The 16,215-nt window shown below is 70.3% G+C and carries 11 protein-coding genes; all 11 read right to left on the bottom strand.

Annotated elements, in window-relative coordinates; translation table 11 throughout:
- Window positions 1–51: 51 nt before the first annotated feature.
- The 11 genes from ACFOM9_RS10940 to ACFOM9_RS10890 all read right to left on the bottom strand — a co-directional run bounded on the left by ACFOM9_RS10940 (window position 52) and on the right by ACFOM9_RS10890 (window position 16,201).
- A complete protein-coding gene (locus tag ACFOM9_RS10940; protein WP_386710286.1) occupies window positions 52–1,887 on the bottom strand; it encodes a glycoside hydrolase family 127 protein in 1,836 nt (611 codons plus the stop codon).
- A gap of 16 nt (window positions 1,888–1,903) precedes the next feature.
- The gene (locus tag ACFOM9_RS10935) at window positions 1,904–4,117 is read right to left on the bottom strand and encodes a formylglycine-generating enzyme family protein (RefSeq protein ID WP_386710283.1); all 2,214 of its coding nucleotides are present in this window, start codon (window positions 4,115–4,117) and stop codon (window positions 1,904–1,906) included.
- Window positions 4,114–5,091, bottom strand: a complete 978-nt coding sequence (locus ACFOM9_RS10930) for a ribokinase (RefSeq protein WP_386710280.1) — start codon at window positions 5,089–5,091, stop codon at window positions 4,114–4,116. Before ACFOM9_RS10930 ends, ACFOM9_RS10935 begins: the two co-directional genes overlap by 4 nt.
- Window positions 5,088–6,407, bottom strand: coding sequence for a serine hydrolase domain-containing protein (locus ACFOM9_RS10925; protein ID WP_386710277.1), 1,320 nt, complete (start codon window positions 6,405–6,407; stop codon window positions 5,088–5,090). Before ACFOM9_RS10925 ends, ACFOM9_RS10930 begins: the two co-directional genes overlap by 4 nt.
- Before the next feature lie 73 nt (window positions 6,408–6,480).
- Window positions 6,481–8,733: a TonB-dependent receptor gene (locus ACFOM9_RS10920; RefSeq protein ID WP_386710274.1), complete on the bottom strand. Its 2,253-nt coding sequence runs from the start codon at window positions 8,731–8,733 to the stop codon at window positions 6,481–6,483.
- A 299-nt stretch (window positions 8,734–9,032) separates the two neighbouring features.
- Complete coding sequence (locus tag ACFOM9_RS10915) at window positions 9,033–9,914, bottom strand: LysR substrate-binding domain-containing protein (protein ID WP_386710271.1); 882 nt, start codon at window positions 9,912–9,914, stop codon at window positions 9,033–9,035.
- 176 nt (window positions 9,915–10,090) lie between these two features.
- Window positions 10,091–12,535 (bottom strand): sodium:solute symporter, encoded by a 2,445-nt coding sequence (locus tag ACFOM9_RS10910; RefSeq protein ID WP_386710268.1) that lies wholly within the window; start codon window positions 12,533–12,535, stop codon window positions 10,091–10,093.
- The gene (locus ACFOM9_RS10905) at window positions 12,532–13,389 is read right to left on the bottom strand and encodes an HpcH/HpaI aldolase/citrate lyase family protein (RefSeq protein WP_386710265.1); all 858 of its coding nucleotides are present in this window, start codon (window positions 13,387–13,389) and stop codon (window positions 12,532–12,534) included. Before ACFOM9_RS10905 ends, ACFOM9_RS10910 begins: the two co-directional genes overlap by 4 nt.
- A 97-nt stretch (window positions 13,390–13,486) precedes the next feature.
- Window positions 13,487–14,449, bottom strand: a complete 963-nt coding sequence (gene panE, locus ACFOM9_RS10900; RefSeq protein ID WP_386710262.1) for a 2-dehydropantoate 2-reductase — start codon at window positions 14,447–14,449, stop codon at window positions 13,487–13,489.
- Between the two features lie 151 nt (window positions 14,450–14,600).
- Window positions 14,601–15,335 carry a hypothetical protein gene (locus ACFOM9_RS10895; protein WP_386710259.1) on the bottom strand — a complete coding sequence of 245 codons (735 nt, stop codon included), beginning with the start codon at window positions 15,333–15,335 and terminating at the stop codon, window positions 14,601–14,603.
- 56 nt (window positions 15,336–15,391) lie between these two features.
- The gene (locus ACFOM9_RS10890; RefSeq protein WP_386710256.1) at window positions 15,392–16,201 is read right to left on the bottom strand and encodes an ABC transporter permease; all 810 of its coding nucleotides are present in this window, start codon (window positions 16,199–16,201) and stop codon (window positions 15,392–15,394) included.
- Window positions 16,202–16,215: the final 14 nt, after the last annotated feature.

Below are 16,215 nucleotides of genomic sequence, written 5' to 3'. Positions count from 1 at the left end.
GAAACAGGCGCGGCGGCTATGTTCTCGCGCCACAAATTCTTGCGTGATGCCTCATCGCGCCGATACCGGCGCGAGCGACAGCCAGGTCAGGCGCCAGGCGCCGTCGACGCGCCCGCCGGCGCCGAAATACGGCTCGAACATCAGCGGCGCCCGATAGCCGGGGTCGAGCGCGATGCGCGGCACGCCGTCGGGCTGCGGCGGCTGCAGGCGGAGCCACTCCCCGACCGGTGCCTCGGGCAATCGCAGCGTCTCCTCGATCTTGAACCCGTCCACCAGGCCGGTGGCGTAGGCCAGCGGTCCGCAGGTGATCGCGGCGTACTCGAAATGCAGCACTTCCTGGCGCACCGCGCTGCCGTCGGGCGCAAACGACTCCTGCACGTTGCGGTTGACCGCCTTGTGCAGCCGCGGACGCTGCGGGAAGCGCGCGACGATCTCGTCGCCGTCGCGCCACTGCCGCTCGAGCGTGGCGTAGCCACCGGGAACGACGTCCATGCCCGGGTCCGCGTCGTTCAGCGCGAGCGTCGCGTCCGCGGCCCACGACGGGATCCGCAGCCTCAGCGCGAAGCGCGCGGGCTGCGCGAGGTGAACGCGCAGGCGGATGTCGCCGGGATACGGATAGGCGGTGTCCTGCACGATGCGGACGGTGTCGCCGCCGGGCAGCGCGAAGCGGGTCTCGCCGGCGCCGTACACGTGCACGGCAACGCCTTCATCGCCGCCGGTGCAGGCGACCGCGGGCAGTTCCTCGAGCGCGATCGCGCCGCTGGACTTGCAGCAGCGCCAGTAGGTGGTGTGCACGCGACGGCCGTTGGGAAAGACGTAGTAGCACCAGTCCTCGCCGTCGGGCGCCTGCGCGCCGAGCAGGTCGTTGTACGCGCTGCGCTCGATCTCCTCGGCGAAGCGGGCCTGGCCGGTGATCGACAGCAGCTCGCGGTTGAGCTGGATCCACGCCAGCGTCGAGCACGTCTCGACGTAGCCGTAGGGGCTGAACACGCCGGCGGGATTGAAGACCTCGCGCGAGCGATGGCCCACCCCGCCCCACGGTCCGCCACCCAGGGTCAGGTGGTGCGCGCGGATGCTCTCCCATGCGCGCTCGACCGCCAGCAGGTAGTCGCGCTTGCCGGTGGCGCGGTGCAGCTTGGCCAGGCCGACCAGGTTCCAGGCCAGCTGGTACGCCTTGCCGGTGGCGATGGCCGACACGTCGACGCCGGCCAGCGCGCGTTCGAGCAGGGCAAGGTCGCGATGGCCGTCGGCCTGCTGCAGCACGCGCTCGGCGAGCTGCAGATAGCGGCGCTCGCCGGTCGCGAAATACAGTTCCACCGCCGGATCCATCAGCACCGTCGCCGACAGGCCGTGGTGGTTGCCGAGGTCAGTGACGTCGATGCCGCCCTCGGTCAATGCATCCAGGCACAGGTCGCCGATCCGGCGCACCGCATCGAGCACGCGCGCGTCGGGGAAATGCCGGTGCACTTCGAGCAGGCCGAGCATCAGGTAGGCGTGGGTCCAGATGTCCCAGGTGCGCACGCTCGGCGCACCGTCCCAGCTCGCGGGCTTGGGCGGCTGCGGCTGCATGAACCGGCGCTCCGGCGCGTAGGTGCCGAGGTAGCCGTCCGCCTCCTGGATCGAGACGAGGTAGTGCGCCACCCGCAGCACGCTCGCGCGCAGCGCCGCGTCGCCGCTGCGCGCGGCCGCCTTCGCCGCGGCGTAGAGCCACTTGCCGGCGTGTTCGCCGTACCAGTCGCCTTCGCGGTTGTGCGCGCGCCTGTCGGGTGCGAACAGCGCGATCGCGGGGCTGTGCTCGTCGACGATGAAATGCGACAGCCTGCCGCCCAGGTTGGCATCGAGCGCGGCGCCGAGCAGGCCGGCCAGGCGGGTGGTCGGCTGGATCATGGGGAGCGCGTCGGCGTCATGCCGCGTCCACCACGCAGCGGAACCCCACCATGCCGGAGCGGTCCTTGCACGGCGCCATCAGCAGGTACTTGCCGTGCTGGTCGAGCCGATAGGCCTGCGGGAAATACCAGTGCGAGGTCTGCGGCTGGTAGGCGCTGCCGCCGCGCAGGACCGCGGCGCGCGTGTGGGGATCGACGTATTCGTCGGTCCACTGCCAGACGTTGCCGACCAGGTCGAGCACGCCGAACGGGCTCGCGCCATCGGGATGCGCGTCGACGTCGTCCGGCGCGCGCAGCCGGCGGCCACGGTTCGGCGCCGGCACGCGCGCGGCGTCCCAGTCGTCGCCCCAGGGATAGCGGCGGCCATCGCCGCCCTGCGCGGCGTATTGCCACTCCCATTCGCGTGGCAGGCGCTTGCCCGCCCACCGGGCGTAGGCGCGCGCGTCCTCGATCGCCACCCACGTCACCGGCTTGCTCTCCGAGCCCGGCGACGGCGCGCCGTCGACCCAGTGGCGCAGGAAGTTGTGCGCGTCGCGCGGCTGCCAGCCGCTGGCCTGCAGGAACGCGTGGAACTGCGCGTTGGTCACCGGCGTGCGATCGATGAAGAACGGCCGCATCGCCATGCGCCGGCGATGGCCGCGGCGTGCGCTGTCCTCCCACGGGTACTGCACGTCGTTGCCTTCCCAGTTCTGGCCCTCGATCTCGACGCCTCCGACCACGAAGTCGAACTCGCCTGCGGGGATCGCCACCATGCCGTCCGGCGCGGATGCCGCCGGCGCGGTCGGCGCGATGTCCACGAGCTGCTGCGGCAGCGAGCGCCAGGTGTTCGACAGCGACGCCAGCGGCGTCCGCGCGTGCTCATGCATGCGCGCCAGGAACGCGTCGAGACCTTCGACCTCGGCTCCAGGCGCGAGCGCCAGCAGCGCGCCGAATCCGCGGCCCTCCATCGCGAACGCCAGCACCGCGCGCGCGCCGTCGATTCGCGGCTGCAGCGGCACGCCGTTCCAGGCGTCGAAATAGCGCGTGCCGTCGCGGTGCGGCACCGCGATCAGTTCGCCGTCCACGCCGTACTCGCCGCGGTTGACCAGGGTCCACACGGTGTAGCCCTCGGCCGGGAAGCGGCTGGCGAACACGCCCGGCAGCAGCGTGCGCGCGTAGGGCCGCCAGTCCATGCTGACCATGGCCGGCGCGAAGCGGCGCTCGATCGCCGCGACGCGCCGCAGGGTTTCGGCGTCGCGCGGGGTGAACTGGTTCCAGATGCCCCAGATGTTTTCCCAGGCGTTGTAGCCGATGCCGTTGAAGAAGATGTACTGCAGGTCGTGGTTGCGGTCGCGGCCCCAGCGGTTCTCGTAGTTGATCATGTGGCGCGGCTCGAGCCACTTGAACTTCGCCACCGGCGGCACCGGCTCGTTGGGCGCCTTCTTGCCCCAGCTCTGCACGTTCCAGATCAGCTGTTCTTCGGCGCTGATGGTCGACTCCGGCTGCAGGACCACCGGATGTCCGACGGCGTCGCAGGCGTCCAAGAACGCGCGCGGCACGCCGTTGTAGGTGTCGCCGTTGATGCCGTCCGCGCCGACCGCGGCGACCAGCTCCGCCATTGCCTGCCAGTCGCTGTGCTCGGGCTCGCGGGTGCCGTTGTCCCAGGGCATGGTCGGCAGGAACACGCGCACGCCGCGGCGATGGAAATCCGCGACCGCGCCGCGCAGGCCTTCGAGGCCACCGGGCAGGTCGTGCGCCAGGTCGGTCTTGTTGCGGTCATCGATGCCGATGTTCGGGTACACGAACCACAGCAGCACGCTGTCGATGCCGCCGAACCGCGCTTCGAGGTCGTCGAGGTAGCGGTCGACGGTGTAGCGCCCGGTGTCGGGATCGTGGAAGTAGCGATCCTCCACCATCATCTGCGCGTGCACGAAGTTGCGCTGCGCCCACTGCAGTTCCGGGCGGCCATAGTTGGCGTCGTCGTAACCGATGCGGGTGAGGTGTTCGCGCCGCCAGTCGGTGAGTTCGCGGATCCAGTCGTCGGCGCTGCCGTCGACGTCCATCCTCCAATGGCCGATCTCGGCGAACGGCCAGCCGGGCGCCTTGCCCGGGGTTGGCAGGTAGCGGCCGGTGGTGACGTGCGAGAACTTGAACTCGGTGCGCACCGGCGTCGCCTCGTCGGTGCAGGCATCGCCCGGCGCGGGTCCGGGCTGGCCTTCGGAGTCGTGCGTGGCGTCGGGGCGGCGGGTCATGGCGTGAGGGGTTGTCCGGGGGTTGGGTCGAAGCCGCACCAGGCGGCGAGCGCGTCGCGCGTGGTCGCGGGGTGTCCGTCGCGCAGCAGGCGCTCCACTTCGGCGCGGCTCGGCACGCCGGCCTGCGCGCCAAGGCGCTCGCAGGCGAGCGCCGATGCGGCGCAGGCGTAGCGCAGCGCGGCCGCGAACGGTTGCCGCCGCGACAGCTCGGCGACCAGTGTGCCGCAGAACGTGTCGCCGGCGCCGGTGGTGTCGAGCGCCTGCACCGAGAACGCGGGCTGCAGCAGGCGTTGTCCGCCGATGCGCGCGCAGCAGCCGCGCGCGCCGAGCGTCACCACGATGTCGGGGACGGCGAGCGCGTCGATGGCCGCGGCGACGTCGCCCTCGACGCCGCTCAGCCGCGCCAGCTCGCCCTCGTTGACGATCAGCAGGTCGACCTCGCGCAGCAGGTCCGCCGGCAAGCACTGCGCCGGCGCCGCGTTGAGCACCACCGCGACCCCCGCCGCGCGCGCGGCGCGGGCCCACGCGGCGACGCTGTCCAGCGGCGTTTCCAGCTGCAGCAGCAGGTGGGTGGTGTCGTCGAACGGCGGCAGGTCTGCGGGGCGCAGCAGGCTGTTGGCGCCGGGGGCGACGGTGATCGCGTTCTCGGCGGTGTCCGACAGGCAGATGAAGGCCACGCCGGTGGGCTGCTCGCGCGTGCGCACGACGGTCGTCGCCACGCCGGCCGCGCGCAGCGATGCCTCGATGGGCGCGGCGAAGGCGTCTTCGCCCAGCGCCAGCAGCATCCGCGTCGCGACGCCGCCGCCACGCGCGCAGGCCACCGCCTGGTTTGCGCCCTTGCCACCGGGGAACGTGTCGAAGCCGCGGCCGAGCACGGTTTCGCCCGGCGCCGGCACGTGGCCGGCGCGGATCACGAAATCGAGGTTGGCCGAGCCTGCCACGAGCACGCCGCCGCGTTCGCCTGGGCGGGTCATGGCAGCAGCGCCTGGTACACCAGGTCGTAGAAGTTGCGGCTGATGCGCGGCAGGTCGTCGACGCCGTCGCGCGGCAGGTGCTGCAGCAGCAGGATCGCGACCAGATGCTCGCGCGGGTCGATGGTGTAGGTGGTCGACGCCGCGCCGCTCCAGCCGAACTGGCCGACCGAGCCCAGCTGCCCGCGCGCCGCCGGATCGAGCACCACGTAGCCGCCGATGCCGAAGCCTTCGGCGTCGCTGAACTGGGTGACCGGCGGATCGAGCATCGTCAGGTGGTTGCGCATCATCAGCTCGACGGTCTTGTGGCCGAGCAGCGACTGCCCGTCGAGCGTGCCGCCGTCGAGCAGCATCTGCGCGAAGCGCGCGTAGTCGGCGGCGGTCGAATAGAGGCCGCCAGCGCCGCTGGCGTAGGCGTTGAGCGCCTCGCCCGGATGCAGCGCGCTGGGGCCGTCGGCGATGCGCAGGCGGCCGCCGTCGCCCATCGTGGTGATGTCGACCACGCGCCCGCGCTGCGCGTCAGGCACTCGGAAGCCGGTATCGCGCATCCGCAGCGGCTGGAAGATGCGCTGGCGCAGGAAGTCCTCGAACCGCTGCCCGGATACCACCTCGACCACCCGCGCCACGGTTTCCAGCGCGGCGCCGTCGTAGCCGAACCGCTCTCCGGGATCAGCAGCCAGCGGCGCGCGTGCGAGCCGCTCGGCGAAACCGCGCAGGTCTTTCGCGCCGTGCGGATCGGCGCGCTCCTGCAGCGCCAGCGCCGCTTCGTCGCCGGGCAGGCCCGCCGGGAAGCCGGCGGTATGGGTGAGCAGCGCGTGCAGCGTGAGCGGGGTGGCGGCCGGCCGCTGCCGCGCCGCGGCGCCGGCTTCGAGCACCGGCAAGTCGGCGAACGCCGGCAGGTAGCGCGACACCGGATCGTCCAGCGCCACCTTGCCTTCCTCGATCAGCATCATCAGCGCGACCGAGGTGACCGTCTTGGTCATCGAATAGATGCGGAAGATCGCGTCCCGGCGCATCGGTTCGCTGCGCGCGAGGTCGCGGTATCCATAGGCCTGCCAGTCGACGATGCGCCCGTTCCTCGCCACGAGGCTGACGCCGCCGAGGTAGCCGCGCGGCCCGGTCGCCTCATCGAGGAAAACGTGCAGGCGCTGCAGCCGCTCGGGCGAGACGCCCCACGCAAGCGGCGCTGCCGCAGGCAGGGGCGCGGCGGCGTCGACGACGGTGTCGACCGCGGACGCGGGCGTGGACAGCGCACCCAGGCAAAGCAGCGCGGCCGCGATGGGACGCGGCCAGAGCGCGCGCGTGCCGGCATGGTTCATCGAAAACTCCTCGCCGGGGCCGCGACACCCCGGGGAGAGTCGGGGTGCCGCGGCCTGCTAGCGGTCGCGTCGGTCAGAACGTGATCGTATAGGTCAGCGAGGTCATGCGGCCGCGGCCGGCCCAGAAGTTCTGGTAGCCCGCCAGCTGCGACCAGCTCAGGATGTACTGCTTGTCGAGCAGGTTCTCCACGCCCAGCGACACCTTGCCGTAGCGCGCCAGGTCGTAGTTCACGCCCAGGTCGAACAGCGTGTAGCCGCGGGTCCGCTCGTCGTAGCTGTAGGTGGCGCCGTCGAACTCGCGCACGTCGCTGCCGGAAATGTGGCGGTCGTACAGCTTGGTTGCGCCCAGCGTGAGGTCGGCCTGGGGCAGGAACTTCCAGGTCACCGACGCGGACAGCTTGTCCGGGTTGATGTCGAGCACGCCCATCGGCTTTTCCAGGCCGCCGGCCGGATACAGGCCGGTCGGGCTCGCGTTCCAGAACGCGGTCTTGCCGCGGATGCGCGAGTACAGCGCCGACACCTTCCACTCCGGCGTGAAGCGGTATTCGCCGCTCAGCTCCAGGCCCTTGATCTCGATCGGGGCGCGATTGAGGATAAAGTCGTTGCTGACCGGGTCGATCGCCAGCGACGTGCCTAGGTCCGATTCGGACTTGTACACCGAGCCGCCCAGCGAGGCGCGCTGGCCGCGCCAGTTGAAGCCGACCTCGTTGTTGTCGACGATCACCGCCTGCAGGTCGAGGATCCCGTCCACCGACTGCCCCGGCTGGTTCACGTTGCGCAGCGGAATGCCGATGTTGGGCAGGGTGAAGCCCTTGCTGTACGAGGCGAACGCCGACCATTCGTCGGTGATGCGCCAGATCACGCCGGCATTGGGCAGGTCGGCCTGGTAGTCGAGCGTGCCGCCCTCGACGAACACGCTGTTGCGGTAGGCGGTGGTGACGTAGTCGTCGACCTTGAGCTCGCCGTCCTCGCGGCGGTAGCCGGCGCTGAGGGTCACCGGGCCGATGTCGTACGACAGCTGCGCGTACGGCGCCAGGCTGCTGTATTCCATCGGCGGCACCCAGATGCGGTTGGTGAGCGCCAGGCGCTGCTGCGCCTCGTCCTCCACCAGGTCGATGCCGGTATGCAATTCGAGGCCGTCGACGCCGAACAGCGACGAGCGCGTCCAGGACGTGCGCAGTCCCTTTTTCTTGGTGGCGATTTCCGACTGGTCGAAGATGCGCTCGTCGTCCGGGATCGGCGGCTTGACCAGCTGCTTGGCGTCGTCGTCCTCGGGCAGGTAGCGCATCGCCTGGTCGGCGCCGTAGGCGTTGATGTCCAGGGTGCCGCCGAGGAAGTCGCCGTGGGTGTACTGCACGCTGTACTGCTCGAAGTCGTTGAATGCATCCTTCGAGCCGAAGATCTGGCCCCTTTCGGATGTGTTGGTGCGCGGGGTGTCGCACGGCGGATCGTCTTCCGGGCCGCGGCAGCCGACCACCTGGATGTACTTGCCCTTGCCCTCGATCTTGAACTTGCTGTACGAGCCCTGGATCCGCTGCTCGCCGTTCTGGCCGAAATTGAAGCCGGCCTTGAGGAACACGTTGCGCGATTCCGAGCTGGCCAGCGAGCCGCTGGTGTTCATGCCGATGCGGCGACCGTCGCCGTCGTAGGAAATGCCGCGGTCGATGTAGGAGGTCGCGAACAGCAGGTCGTAGGCGTCCTGCTTGCGGGCGAAGGTCACGCCCACCTTCCAGCCTTCGCTGTCGTCGCCGCCTTGGGTCTGGTAGCGGGTGGTGAGAGTGGTCTCGTTGCCTTCCCTGGTCGGCACCTTCGACAGGTAGTTGATCACCCCGCCGGTGGCGCCGATGCCTTCGGAGGCCGACGGACCGTTGATCACCTCGATGCGGCCGATGATGCCCATGTCGGTGAAGGTGCCGTTGCGGGTGCCCTCGCGCAGCGGCGAGCCCTGCGGCACGCCGTCGAACAGGCGCAGCGGAATGCGTCCGCGCAGCGTTTCGCCGGTATTGCTCATCGCCTGCGAGGACTCGGCGTAGCCCGGGACCGTGCGCGCCAGCACTGCGGTGGCGTCCTCGGTCACCAGCAGCGTGTGCTGGATCTCCTGCGGCGAAACCACGGTGATCGCGCCGGGGATCTTGTCGATCGCCTTGGGCGTGCGGGTGCCGGTGACGATCACGCCATCGAGGTCGACGGCCTTGCGCTGCGCGTCGGTGGCATCGGTCGCGTTCGCCTCGTCGGTGTCCTGCGCCGGATCCTGCGCGCGGGCAGTGCCGGCGAGAGCGGAAGCAAGCAGGACGCTGCTGATCGCTGCGGAAAGTGGCTTGATCATGTCTGTCTCGTGTTGTGCTGCTGGCTGCGCGCCAGCCAAGGGCGATTCCGGCGCATCGTGCGATGCCCGGGGACGTTTGCTGCGCTGTGTTTCCGCTGGCGGCGTCTCCCCGACGCCGCGACCGCCTGCTGCTCTGGTTTCGGACGAGCCTATGCGGATCGCCCGGGCCTTGGAACCGCTGCGAACTATGTTCAGAGGCTAGTTTTTGTTGCTTACGACGCAAGCAAATGTTTGCCGCACTGCAGCATCGGCGTCATCTTCATCGCGCATCAGGTGCCGCGGAGGCGAGGGCGCCGATCTCAGCGCTGCCGCTCCTGCATGGCCGTGCGGCTCTCCTGCAGGAAGACCGTCGTCAGCCGGACGCGGACGCTCGATCGCGACCAGACCACGCCGATGTGGCGCGGCACGTCGGCATCGGGCAGCGGAATGCGCGCCAGATGCAGCCCCTCGGGCCAGGGGTGGGCCCAGTCCGGCACCAGCGACACGCCGAGCCTGCGGTCGACCATCACTGCGATGGCGTTGAGCGCGTTGAGCTCGAAGCGCTCGTGCGGGACGATCCCGTGCGCGCGCAGATATTCGTCGGCCTGGCGCCCGCCCCACTGGTTGCGGTCGTAGCGGATCAGCGGCTCGGTCGCCAGCAGTTCGTGCGGGTCGCGGCCGGCCATGTCCTCGGGCGCGAGCACGATCAGCGGTTCGGCGCGCAACAGCTGCCACTCGCAGGTCTTGGGCAGCGGGAACGGTGCCTGCAGCACCACGGCCGCATCGAGGTCGCCGGCCTCGACCGCGCGGTACAGCTCGGCCGAATAGCCGGGCTTGATGAAGACGTTGATCTGCGGAAAGGTCTCGACCATGCGCGCGAGCACGTCGGGCAGGATGCCGGCCAGCGCAGTGGGGCAGGCGCCGAGACGCAGCTCGCCCGAGACGCCGCTCTCGTTGGCCACGCTGCGCAGGTCGGCCACGCTGCGCAGCAGGTCGCGCGTGCGCTGCAGGATGCGCGAGCCTTCCTCGGTGACGCTGACCGTGCGGCCGACGCGGGCGATCAGCGGCGCGCCGATTTCGCGCTCGAGGGTCCGGATCTGCTGCGACACCGCCGCCGGGGTGATGTTGAGCACGCGCGCCGCGGCGGCCATCGAGCCCTGGTCGACCACGGTGACGAAGGTATGGAGGAACTGGGTTTCCATGGCGGCTCGCTGGGCGTGGCGGCAGGGTACAGAAGGGCGCAGTCCGCCGCCACGCGCTCCGCGCCGCCAGCTTCCCGGCTCGGGCTGCGTTCCGGGATGGCGCACCTGCGTGGTGCGCGCGCCGGTGAAACGCCCTGCGCGACACAAACCCCGCGACCGGTAGCGGGCGCCCGGGCTCAGCCCGGCCGGTCGGCGTACACGGTCAGGCCATCGAGCGATTGCGCCGGCGGCGGGAAGAACAGGCTGGCCAGGTAGCCGAACACGATGCAGAACAGGATCGAGATCGCCAGGTAGAAGTACGGATGCACCAGGTCCAGCGACCAGGCCGCAAGCGTGAGGCAGATGCTGATGCCGATCCCGATCGCCACCCCGGGCGCGTTGGCCCGACGGGTGAACATGCCCAGCGTGTAAGCGCCGGCGAAGCCGCCGCCGAGCAGGCCGGCCAGCTCGATCGAGACGTCGAACAGCGAGTGGATGTCGTAGCGCGACAGCACGATCGCCAGCCCGATCGCGACCAGCCCGACCACGATCCCGGCGACTTCGGCGAACAGCACGCTCTTCTTCGGCGTCGGGTTCTTCGCGATCTTTTCGTAGAAGTCCACCGATGCCAGCGTCGACACGCTGTTGATGATGCTCGACAACGTGGACATCGCGGCGGCGAAGATGCCGGCGATGATCAGTCCGGTCACGCCCATCGGCAGTTCCGCGGCGATGAACAGCGGGAAGGTGGCGTCGATCGGCAGCGTCGGGTTCATCCGCTCCGGATGCGCCTTGTAATAGACGAACAGCGCCGTGCCGATCAGGTAGAACACGAAGCCCCCTGGCGCCATGATCGCCGCCATCGTCCACACCGAACGGCCCGCGTTGCGGTCGGACTTGGTCGACAGCACGCGCTGCATCAGCACCTGGTCCTTGGGGAACGTCAGCACCACGTCGAACAGCACCAGGAAGATGAACCCCCAGACCGTGGCCTTGGTGAGGTCGAAGCTGAAGTCCAGCAGGTGCATCTTCTGCTCGGCCATGGCCGTGTGCAGGAACGCCGGCACGCCGCCCTGGATGTTGTAGACGATGAAGCCGATGGCGAACACGGCGCCGCCGAACATCACGAACACCTGCACGAAGTCGGTCCAGATCACCGCCTTCATGCCGCCGAGCGTGGTGTACGCGATGGTGAAGCCGCCCATGATCAGGATGCTCCAGACCACGTCGATGCCGGTGATGGTCGCGATCGCCAGCGCCGGCAGGAACAGGATCACGCTCATCCGGCTGCCGATCTGCATCACGATGCACAAGGCGCTGGCGATCATGCGGATCGCCGGGTGGAAGCGGGTCTCGAGGTACGAGAACACCGACATCAGGTCCAGTCGTCGCAGCAGCGGCACCACCCAGGTGGCGACGAACATCAGGCCCACGATCGCGATCAGGTTGTTGGTCAGGTACTGCCAGTTGGTCTCGAACGACTTGGCCGGGATGGCGATGAAGCTGATCGAGCTGGTGTTGGTCGCATACAGGCTGATGCCGGCGGCCCAGAACGGGATGCTGCGGCCGCCGACGAAGAAGTTCGCAGTCGAATCGCGCTTCTCGCCGAAATAGAAGTACATGCCGATGCCGACCATTGCGGCGAGGTAGACCACGATCACGATCCAGTCCAGCCAGCGCAGCAGCAGGCGCGTGACCTGCACCTGCGCGCGGCCGAATTCGACGCGCTCGCTGCCCGGCGTGGCGCGCGCCCAGAACAGGCCGTCGCTGGCGGCGGCGGTCGCCGTCACGCCCGCCGGCATCGCGCCGGGCAGGTTTGTCCACGCGTCGGTGATGGTCTGGTAGCTGGCCAGCCGGGGCGGCGAAGCGGGACGGGCCGGATCGCCCACGAGGTAGATCGCGTTCGCCTGCCCGAGCGAATGGCCCGAACCCGGGAGCACCCGCCCGTCGACGCGCGTGCGCGGCAGCCAGCCGGCGTCGGCGGTCCAGCGCAGCAGGCGTTCGCCGTCGCCGTCGGGGACGGTGAGCAGCAGGCTGCCGCCGCGGCCGACCAGCGACGACGGCGTGCCGCCGCCGGGCCAGGCCGCGATCGCGCTCCAGCGCGCGCGGTCGTCGTCGGTGCCGATCCGCCACACCCGCGGCGCACCGTCGGCGGCGATGCCGGCGACGGTCAGCACGTTGTCGGACCACGCGCCGCGCGCATCGCGCAGCGGTTCGGGCAGGTCGGCGATCGGACGCAGGCGCAGCGCGCCCTCGCGCAAATCGAGCGCCGCCGCGCCATCGACGGCCTCGGCCTGCGCGGCGGTCGTCAGCAGCCATGCGCGCGCCCCGCCTTCGACCACCGCGCTTGCCTGCGGCATGCCCGCGGGCAATGCGAGCCGCGTCCACTGGCCGCGCGCATCGGGCAGCCACCACGCCTGGCCTTCGGCGAGCGCGACGGGATGGCCGTCGATCGCGACCAGGTCCCGCAGCGGTCCAGCGGCCGGAAGCGGCGGCAGCGCCCGGACATCGACCGGGGCCAGGCTTTCGGCGGACAGCGGCAGCGCCAGCAGTCCGACCACCAGGGCCAACCCGGCGCGCAGCAGACCGCGCGCGATCCGCGCGCCGGCCCTGCGAACGGGGAATTGCGAGGCGATGCTCACCGGCCGCGCCGCGCGGCGGCCAGCAGCGCCTGCGCGCGCTGGAGATAGGGTGCATCGACCATCGCGCCGTCGACCAAGAACGCGCCCAGCGACTCCCGTTGCGCCTGTTCGGCGGCGGCAACCACGCGTTGCGCCGCGGCGATTTCCGTTTCGGTCGGCGCGAAGGCCTCATTGGCCAGCGCTACCTGCCGCGGGTGCACGCAGCTCTTGCCGACGAATCCGAGCCGCCGCGCCATCGCGGCCTCGGCGCGATAGCCGTCGGCATCGTCGATGGCGGGAAAGGCGCCGTCGACCGCGAACACGCCGGCCTGGGCGGCAGCCATCCGCAGCGCGAACATCACCGCGTGCACGTTGGCCGCGTCGTAGCGCTCGACGCCCAGCGGCCCGAACAGGTCGCCGAGCCCGAGCTGCAGCCCCGCCACCCGCGGATGCGCCGCCGCGATGTCCGCCGCGGCGGCGAGCGCGCGCGGCGTTTCGATGTTGACCAGCAGACGGACCGGCCGCCCGGCCCGGTTGTCGCGTTCGGCGGCCTCGATCACCTGCACGGCATCGCGCACGGCGGCGGCCGACTCGATCTTCGGGAGGTTGACCAGCGCCACGTGGCCGCGGGTCACCGCGGCGATGTCCTGCGCGAACCACGGCGAATCGGGCGCGTTGATGCGCACGATCATCGTCTTGTCGCTGCGACCGGCGGCCTCGCCGGCAAGGAATCCGGCCACGGCCTGGCGCGCGTCGTCCTTGCGCGCCGCGAGCACGGCGTCTTCCAGGTCGAACGACAGCGCATCGGCGTCGCCGGCCAGCGCCTTGTCGAACAGCTCCGGGCGCGCCCCGGGCACGAACAGCTTGCTACGCATCCGCGCGCCCATCGGCAGCCTTGGTCGTCATGGCCGCAGTGTGCGACAAGTCGCGGCCCGAACCACGGGCGCCGGCCATGTTCAAAAGATAGTTTTGCTATCGAACCTGGTCGGGCGTCGCGGGCTCCTCGCGTCGCGAGGCGTAGGCCTGCAGGTGGCACCAGGCGATGGCAAGGCGCGGCGCGTCCAGGCCCGCGGCGCCCGCGCGATGCAGCATGTCGCCGACGATGTGCGCGCCTTCGATGCGGTCGCCGGCCTGCAGGTCGCGCAGCATCGAAGCGGTGAGCGGCGAGCCGGCGCGGGTCAGCAACTCGCGCGCCCGCCCGGCATCTTCGTGCGGCACCGGTTCGCCTTCGGCCGCGGCGACGGCGAGGCATTCGTCGTGCAGCGCGGCCATGAAGGCGTCGCCCCCCTCGGTGGCCACGATGCGCCCGACGCTCGCGCGCATCAGGCAGGTGCCGGCGGCGAGCGCGGCCAGGAAGCTGTACTTGCTCCACAGCTCGCGCGCGATGCGCGGGCTGCACAGGTGGTCGATGCCGGCGCGCGCGCACTCCGCCGCGAAGGCCTGGGTGCGCGCGCTTGCGGGCTCGCCGGCGCGCTCGCCGAAGGTGATGGAGGCCGGATGTCCGAGGTGCAGGATCTCGCCGCCGGGACCTTTCGCGGCGCTGATGAAGCACAGGCCGCCGACCACCCGCTGCGCGCCGAAGCGATCGTCGAGCACGGCGTAATGGCGCAGCCCGTTGAGGATCGGCAGGATCGTCGTGTCCGGCCCGACCGCCGGGGCGATCGCGGCCATCGCGCTGTCGAGGTCGTAGGCCTTGCAGCTGAGCAGCACGAGGTCGAACGGCGCCTGCGCGACGCGCGCGGGCAACGCATCGGCGGTGACGTGCGCGACTTCGAGGTTGGCGTCGCCGAGCGGGCTGCGGATGCGCAGACCGTCGCGCTGCAGCTGCGCCGCGCGCGCGGGCCGCACCAGGAACGTCACATCGGACCCCGACTGCGCGAGTCGACCGCCGAAATAACCGCCGGTGCCGCCGGCGCCGAGGACCAGGAGTCTCATGGTCTTGCAACCTCCATCCAGTGGCGGCAACCGGCGGCTGCGCTCGAAACGCCGAACGCCGCCGATGCCCGGTGGAACTGTCGACCCCGCGCTCCGGAAACGCAAATGCCCGACTTTCGCCGGGCATTTTTGCGAACCGCGCGGGCCGTGCCTAGCCGGCCGGCGCGGCCGGCAGCGGGCCTTCGGCCACCATCAGCGCGCCCTGGCTGTTGCTGCTCTGGAACACGACCCAGATCGCCTTGTCGGCCCGGCGGATGACGTAGGTATCGGCGTCGTTGCCGTACCAGTAGGCATCGCGGATGCTCGAGAATTCCTGGCGGAAATCCTCCAGGTCCTTCTCGTTCGCCTTGTAGGTGGCCTCGTCGAAGCTGCGCTCGCTCACGCGCACGCCGCCCAGCGCCTCGACCGCCTGCTGCACGTTCTTGCGGACCTCGAACCTCGAGTAGGTCTTGCCATCGGCATTGTCGATCTGGTCCTCGAAGACCCGGCCTTCCACCCACAGCAGCTGGCCGCCGCTCCAGACCGCCACGCGCGCCAGGTCCTTGCTGCGCTGTGCCAAGTCATCAGCGTGGTCGAACTCGTATCCCGCCGGCAATGCCACGTACGGCCACGCCGGCAACGGCTGGTCGCTGACCGGGATGGTGTTGATATCGAAGGCCTTGGCGTCGGGCGCGGCAGCGGTCGCGGCCGGTGGTTCCGAGGGCGCCTGCGCGGCGGTTGGTTCGGAAGGTGCCTGTTCCGCAGGCGCGGATGCGGCGTCCACCGCGGCGCCCGCTTCGGCCTCGTTCTGGGCCTCCGGCGCCACCTGCGCATCATCCCGCTGCTTGCAACCGGCCAGCATCGCCAGCGCGATGCACAGTGCCCACAGTGTCCTGCTCCTGGTCATTCCGCGATTCCCGTTGCGAAGGAGCGCGGAGTATAGCGAACGCTCGCCGCGCGGCCTCAGCTGCGCAAGCCCACGCCGCGCCTGAGCAGCCAAAGTGCCAGGGTCGCCAGTGCGACGACGAAGCCGAGCATTAGTGCGTAGGCCACCCACACCGGCACGTCGCTGGTGCCGAGCAGGCCGTAGCGGAACGCGTTGACCATGTAGAAGATCGGGTTGGCGTGGGTCAGCGCCTGCGCCCATTCGGGCAGCAGCTTGATCGAATAGAACACGCCGCCGAGGTAGGTGAGCGGGGTGAGGATGAAGATCGGCACGATCGCCACATCGTCGAACTTCTTCGCGTACACCGCGTTGACGAAGCCGGCGAGCGAGAAGATCGTCGCGCCCAGCAGCACGGTGCTCAGGGTGACCAGCGGATGCGGCACGCGCACGGTGGTGAACAGCATCGCGATGCACAGCACGATCACGCCCACCATCAGCCCGCGCAGCACCGCGCCGGCGACATAGCCGCCCAGGATCACCCAGCTCGGCATCGGGCTGACCAGCAGCTCTTCGACGTGGCGGCCGAACTTGGCCCCGAAGAAGCTCGAGGAGATGTTGCCGTAGCTGTTCTGGATCACGCTCATCATCACCAGCCCGGGGACGATGAAGTCCATGTAGCGGATCCCGTCCATCTCGCCGACGCGCGAACCGATCAGGCCGCCGAAGATCAGGAAGTACAGGGTCATGGTGATCGCCGGCGGCACCAGGGTCTGTCCCCAGATCCGCAGGATGCGGGCGATCTCGCGGCGCGCCACGGTGTACAGCGCGGTCCAGTTGCGCGCCATGTCGCTGGCGGCTGCGGTGTCGGTCCGGATCGGGCTGCTCATGGAGCGGTGGTGGT

It is taken from the genome of Luteimonas notoginsengisoli (genome assembly GCF_042648885.1).
Lineage (GTDB): Bacteria > Pseudomonadota > Gammaproteobacteria > Xanthomonadales > Xanthomonadaceae > Luteimonas > Luteimonas notoginsengisoli.
This window is presented reverse-complemented; position numbering and strand designations above follow the sequence as displayed.

Excerpts from the sequence above, each read along its gene's own strand:
- ACFOM9_RS10940 (WP_386710286.1), bottom strand. The coding sequence starts at position 1,887 with ATGATCCAGCCGACCACCCGCCTGGCCGGCCTGCTCGGCGCCGCGCTC.
- ACFOM9_RS10935 (WP_386710283.1), bottom strand. The coding sequence starts at position 4,117 with ATGACCCGCCGCCCCGACGCCACGCACGACTCCGAAGGCCAGCCCGGA.
- ACFOM9_RS10930 (WP_386710280.1), bottom strand. The coding sequence starts at position 5,091 with ATGACCCGCCCAGGCGAACGCGGCGGCGTGCTCGTGGCAGGCTCGGCC.
- ACFOM9_RS10925 (WP_386710277.1), bottom strand. The coding sequence starts at position 6,407 with ATGAACCATGCCGGCACGCGCGCGCTCTGGCCGCGTCCCATCGCGGCC.
- ACFOM9_RS10920 (WP_386710274.1), bottom strand. The coding sequence starts at position 8,733 with ATGATCAAGCCACTTTCCGCAGCGATCAGCAGCGTCCTGCTTGCTTCC.
- ACFOM9_RS10915 (WP_386710271.1), bottom strand. The coding sequence starts at position 9,914 with ATGGAAACCCAGTTCCTCCATACCTTCGTCACCGTGGTCGACCAGGGC.
- ACFOM9_RS10905 (WP_386710265.1), bottom strand. The coding sequence starts at position 13,389 with ATGCGTAGCAAGCTGTTCGTGCCCGGGGCGCGCCCGGAGCTGTTCGAC.
- panE (WP_386710262.1), bottom strand. The coding sequence starts at position 14,449 with ATGAGACTCCTGGTCCTCGGCGCCGGCGGCACCGGCGGTTATTTCGGC.
- ACFOM9_RS10895 (WP_386710259.1), bottom strand. The coding sequence starts at position 15,335 with ATGACCAGGAGCAGGACACTGTGGGCACTGTGCATCGCGCTGGCGATG.
- ACFOM9_RS10890 (WP_386710256.1), bottom strand. The coding sequence starts at position 16,201 with ATGAGCAGCCCGATCCGGACCGACACCGCAGCCGCCAGCGACATGGCG.